The sequence below is a fragment of the Nitrospirota bacterium genome (genome assembly GCA_040755395.1).
Taxonomy (GTDB): domain Bacteria; phylum Nitrospirota; class Nitrospiria; order Nitrospirales; family Nitrospiraceae; genus DATLZU01.
Window position 1 is genome coordinate 2,122 of the sequence record JBFMAX010000031.1, and the last position, 4,877, is coordinate 6,998.

General features: G+C 64.3%; 2 protein-coding genes and 2 rRNA genes. All 4 read right to left on the bottom strand.

Translation table 11 applies throughout. The features are described 5' to 3' along the window. On the bottom strand, positions 1-2,284 hold a 2,284-nt coding region (locus AB1555_19825; protein ID MEW6248929.1), incomplete at its 3' end, for a filamentous hemagglutinin N-terminal domain-containing protein. Between the two features lie 135 nt (positions 2,285-2,419). Continuing rightward, entirely contained in the window at positions 2,420-4,264 is a 1,845-nt protein-coding gene (locus AB1555_19830) for a ShlB/FhaC/HecB family hemolysin secretion/activation protein (protein MEW6248930.1), read from the bottom strand. A gap of 193 nt (positions 4,265-4,457) precedes the next feature. Beyond that, positions 4,458-4,570, bottom strand: a 5S ribosomal RNA gene (gene rrf / locus AB1555_19835). A 124-nt stretch (positions 4,571-4,694) separates the two neighbouring features. After that, positions 4,695-4,877: ribosomal RNA gene (locus AB1555_19840) — 23S ribosomal RNA — on the bottom strand; the annotation flags it as partial.

Consider the following 4,877-nt stretch of genomic DNA (forward strand, 5'->3'; position numbering starts at 1 on the left):
TCGTGCTCGCACCCGCATCGGTTAGCGCCACCGTCAGCGCGTTGGCATCGGTGATCGAAATACCCGTGCCCGTGGCCGTCACCGCCCCCTGAAAATCATTGCCCGCCTGCGTGAGCGTGATCGCGTTCGCACCGGCGTTTACGCTCGTCGTGCCGCCAATCGAGAGTTGCTCGGTTTGCGTCACCGCGCCACCCGCCGTCACCTCTAAGTTGCCAGACGATGTGTTAATGCCAACGATGGTCCCGAGCCCGGCACTGCCGATGTTGAGGGCTCCGGAGGAGTTGATGAAGATCCCGCCGCTGCCGTTCAGCACACGCGCGTCCAGGTTCGTGACCGTGACATTGATCGGCGACGCGCTCATGCCGATCGCACCGGTCGTGTTGTTCGTGTTGCTGACCTCAAGCGCCGCGGACGTGCCGATTATCGCCGAGGTTGTCGTGCGCAGGATATCGCTGCCTGGCGTTTGGCCGCCTTGGTTGATGTGGACGTGGCCAGTGCCCGCGTTAAGGGTAGAGATCGTGATATCGCCGCTGTTTTCACCCGTTCCACCAGGACCGACGAGCATCGAAATGACGATGTTGCTGTTGGTAGCACTCGTATTGATCGCTGTCCCGTCTGCCATGGTGAATTCGGCAGCAGTACTGTCGGTGCGCCCGGCCGCTGAGGCGGTATTGTCGTTGGCGGTCGCCGTGAACGACCCCTTCAGCGTGATGTTTTGATTGATGAGGATGCTGCGGCCCGCTTGCATGGTAAGGTTGCCGCTGCCCGCATTTCCGCTCGCATCGATCGCCGCATTGACCGTGATGTCGTTGTTCGCTTGCAGCGTGACATTCGCGCCATTCAGGCCAGTTACGATGGCGCTTGCGGCGATCGTGTTGGTAGTGGCATCAGCTCCGCCACCGCCACTGTTCACGTCAGCATCTGCGAACTGGTCGACTTCTGAGAGAGTGACGCCCGATTCACTTGCCGCCGCCACCTCGATATTGGTTGGATCGAGCAGCAGCGTTCCCGTCGTTCCATTAGGCGCCCTCAGGTTCACCAGCCCACGATAGTCGAGCACCCCCTTGCCCGAGACCTCCGCGAACCCCCCATCGCCGCCTTGCGCCCCGCCGCGCGCGCTGATGGTCCCGTAGAAACGCGTGATGTCGTCCGCCCACACGATCACCCGCCCGCCATCGCCGTTCGTGCCGGCGTCTGCAGAGATCGTTGCGCCTTGCCCGACGTAGGTCCGGAAGGCGTTCTGCTCCGGCCCCTTGCCCTGGAAGTTGCCGCCGACGAGCACCGTACCGCCACCCGCATCGCCGGAGGCATTGATGCTCGCGCTCGCCCCGTTCAGACCGACCCCGACGTACTGGCCGAGCACCTTCACCGTGCCGCCGGTGGTGCCGGCATCGGCGCCCTGCGCCGAGACGGCGCCGGAGACGCTGACGACGCCCTTGTCGCCACCGTCGAGCACGATGATGCCGTTTCGCTCGGCGATGGTGTCGGCGCGAACGACGCCCTCGGTGTTGATGACGGTGTCGAGGATTGCGTTCGCCGAGCGTGCGGTCATGAGCACCGTCCCGCCGTCGGCGGCGAGCGTGCCCTTGTTGATCGCGGCGGCGTTCAAGGCCGCCTGCGGCACCTGCACCGAGATCAGCCCGTCGCCCACCATGTCGAGCTTCACCTGGTCGCCTGCGGCGAGCGCCACCGTGCCCATGCGCGCCGAGATCACGCCGTCGTTTTGCACATGCGGCGCGGCAAGGACCGCGTAGCCCCCGGCCGCGGTGATCGTTCCCTGATTGACCACCGCACCGGCACCACCCGGGTTGGTGAACACCCAGTTGCCGGAGAGATAGCTCGCGTCGCTGATAGAAAGCGAGGTCGCGACCAGGCCTTTGACGTCCACGCTCGCGCCGGGCATGAAGTACACGCCGGCCGGGTTGGACAGGATGAGGGTGCCGCTCGCCGACAGGCGCCCGTAGATCTCGGAGGCGGACTGCGCGCCGATGCGGTAGAGGGCGCTGCCGCCCGCCGGCTGCGTGACGATGACCGACTCGGGCCGCGCGATGTTGAACGTCTGCCACTCGATGATCGAGGTAGGGGTACTCTGGTTGACGTTCATCACCGTCGCGCTCGGCGTCGTGATGACCGAGCTGCCGTGGGTGACCACCCCGCCGGTGGGGAGCGCGAGCGCCCCCTGCGACCAGAACGCGGCGGCGACCGCGGCGGCGATCGCGCTGCGGCGCAGATGGACTTCGACAACGGACGGGGCGGAAACCGAGGACTTCTTCTGCTTGCTCATGATGCAACCCCCCAGATGCGGCGGCGCGCGTTCAGGACGGCTGAAGCCGCGCGCGGGATTTTTTGAGTCTAGTCCAGCCCTCTGCAAAGGACTGTGAAATTTGGCGCAGCGATCGTCGTTTTTTCCCGACGACGCTCAGAACCATCTCACGGCCTGGAACCATATGCGCGGGATGCGCTTGACCCGGTCGGCCGTCGGTGCCTCGTTCTCCAGCCGCCAGGCAGCAACGGCGCGCAGGAGAAAATCGCCGTCTCTTCCGAGCGACAGGCCGACGCCGGCTCCAGCCAGATTGCGCTCGTTGCGGCCGTTCGCCTGCTGGTCGCCGGTGACGAAATCCTTTTCGATGCGCACGTGGCCGAAATCGTAGAAGCCGGACAGGGTGAGGTCGCCCCCCCGGATCTTGAGGCCCGGAACCAGGTAGCGGTACTCGGCGGTGAAGACGTAGCCGTCATCGCCCGTGGCCTCGCCGACCGGGTAGGCGCGCACGCCCGAGGCGCCGCCAAGACTGAAGCGCTCTGCCGAGGCGAGGTTCTTGGACGCCGACTGGCCCACCAGCGCAAGCAGCAGGCTGGAGTTGTCGTCAATGCGCTGCAGGCGCCGGAATTCGTAGTTGTACTTGGCGTACCGCCCGAGCGTCTTGCGCCCCACCGGGCTCTGGTCGGCGACGCGCTTCGCCTCCGGCCGGATGTCCACGCTGCCCTCGGTCGCCGTCCAGGAAAAGGAGTTCAGTCCGCCGCCGAGGAACCGGTCGCGGAAGTCGCCGACGAAGCCGAGCTTGGTGTTGTAGATGTAGGTGTCGGTGACGTCGTTGAACGCGTCCACCCGGTCGAACAGGCGCTTGTCCTCGATCGCGAACTGAGCGATCAGGTTTATGTTGCGCGTGCGGATGAACGGGTGGAACGCGAACACGCTGGTGGCCGCCCCGTAGCCGTGCGCCTTGAGGTCGCCCTGCCCGCCCTGGTCGGCGGGCGTGGAGAAGTCCTTGCCGATGCGATAGTCAAAGTCGAGGTAGCTCACGCCGATGCGCGTGCCCCACGGACCGACGGGCAGCGTATAGGCAAGGCGCCGGAGCAGAAAGCGCTCCTCGGTGGCGAAGGCGCGCAGCGTGAACTGGTCGCCGAGGTTCATCGGCGTGTTCACGTTCATCGTGACGCCGAGCCGATACTCCCCGGTGAACCGGCTGCCGGCGTTGTCGAAGTCCACAAAACCGTTGACGATGTCCGGCGCCTGCTCGACGTTGACCTTGAGGTCGGCGGCGCCCACGGTCTTGCTCGGGCGGATCTCGGAGGTGACGATCGCGTTCGGCAGGTCGTTAACGAGGAGCAGCGGCTTCTCCAGCCCGGTCTCTGTGATCAGCTCGCCTTCCTTGAGATGCGCTTCGAGGACCGACCGGATCAGCGCTTCGGAGATGCGCGTGCCTTCCTTGACGTTCACCTCGAGCTTGCCGATGCGGCCCTCGATCACCGCGATCTCGACCACGCCGTCTCGGATCTCCTGGCGCGGCAGGTACGCCTGCGCGAGGAAGTAGCCGCGCTGGCGATAGTACGAACGCACCGCGGTGGCGGCGTCGTTCAGGCCGTTGATGTCGAGTTCCTTGCCGACGAAATCGCGCACCGCGGAGAGGAGTTCTTCCTCGGTGAAGACGGTGTTGCCGGTGATGCGGAAGCGCTTCGGGGTGAGCTTCAGCCCCGGCGCACCGAGCGCGGGCCGATATACGTCGCTGCGCGGAAGAACATCGGCTGGCCGAGGCGGCTCCTTGGCCGGTTCCTTGGTTTGTTGCTGGAGGATCTGCCCGGCATCCGGGCGCACCTGGGCGGGCGCGATATCGCTCCACGCAAGCAGCGCCGCCGCCCCAAGCGAAAGCAGAAATCCACAAAGACGAGCGTGTTCGATTTCTCCGGGTATGCGCCGCACGCGGACGCGAAAATCACGCCGCCCACTCCGCAACCCGGCAGAGGATGCTTTTGTTTTCAGATCCAAGAGTTATGTGCCTTTTCTTATTTCCGACCTGAAGATGACCCCTCGAATTGCAGCATAACGTGAACTGGGATTCTGGGCAACACCAGAAATGAAGCCTACTTGCGAGGAGATCAATGCCTCTGTTGCAATCGCGCAACATCATTTCGAATATAAAAAAGCCCCACAAGCAAAGGCCTGTGGGGCTTCGTGCATGGCCTGGCGGTAACCTACTTTCGCATGCGACTGCACACTATCATCGGCGCAAACCCGTTTCACGGTCCTGTTCGGGATGGGAAGGCGTGGTTCCAGGCTGCTATGGCCGCCAGATTGTCCGGTGAATCCGCCCGCAGCGCGAGCGGATCGAAAGAGAGAAGAAACAAGGTTTGAAGCAAGAGAAAGCGCCAAGCGTCCGTAACCGCCTGCGCGCAAGCTGCGCCGCGCTCACGGTTATAGGGTCAAGCCGCACGGGCAATTAGTACGGGTTAGCTCAAGGCCTCGCGGCCCTTGCACATCCCGCCTATCAACGTCCTGGTCTCGGACGACCCTTCAGGGAGGTCGAGCCTCCGGGAAGTCTCATCTTGGGGCGGGTTTCCCGCTTAGATGCTTTCAGCGGTTATCCCTTCCGCATATAGCT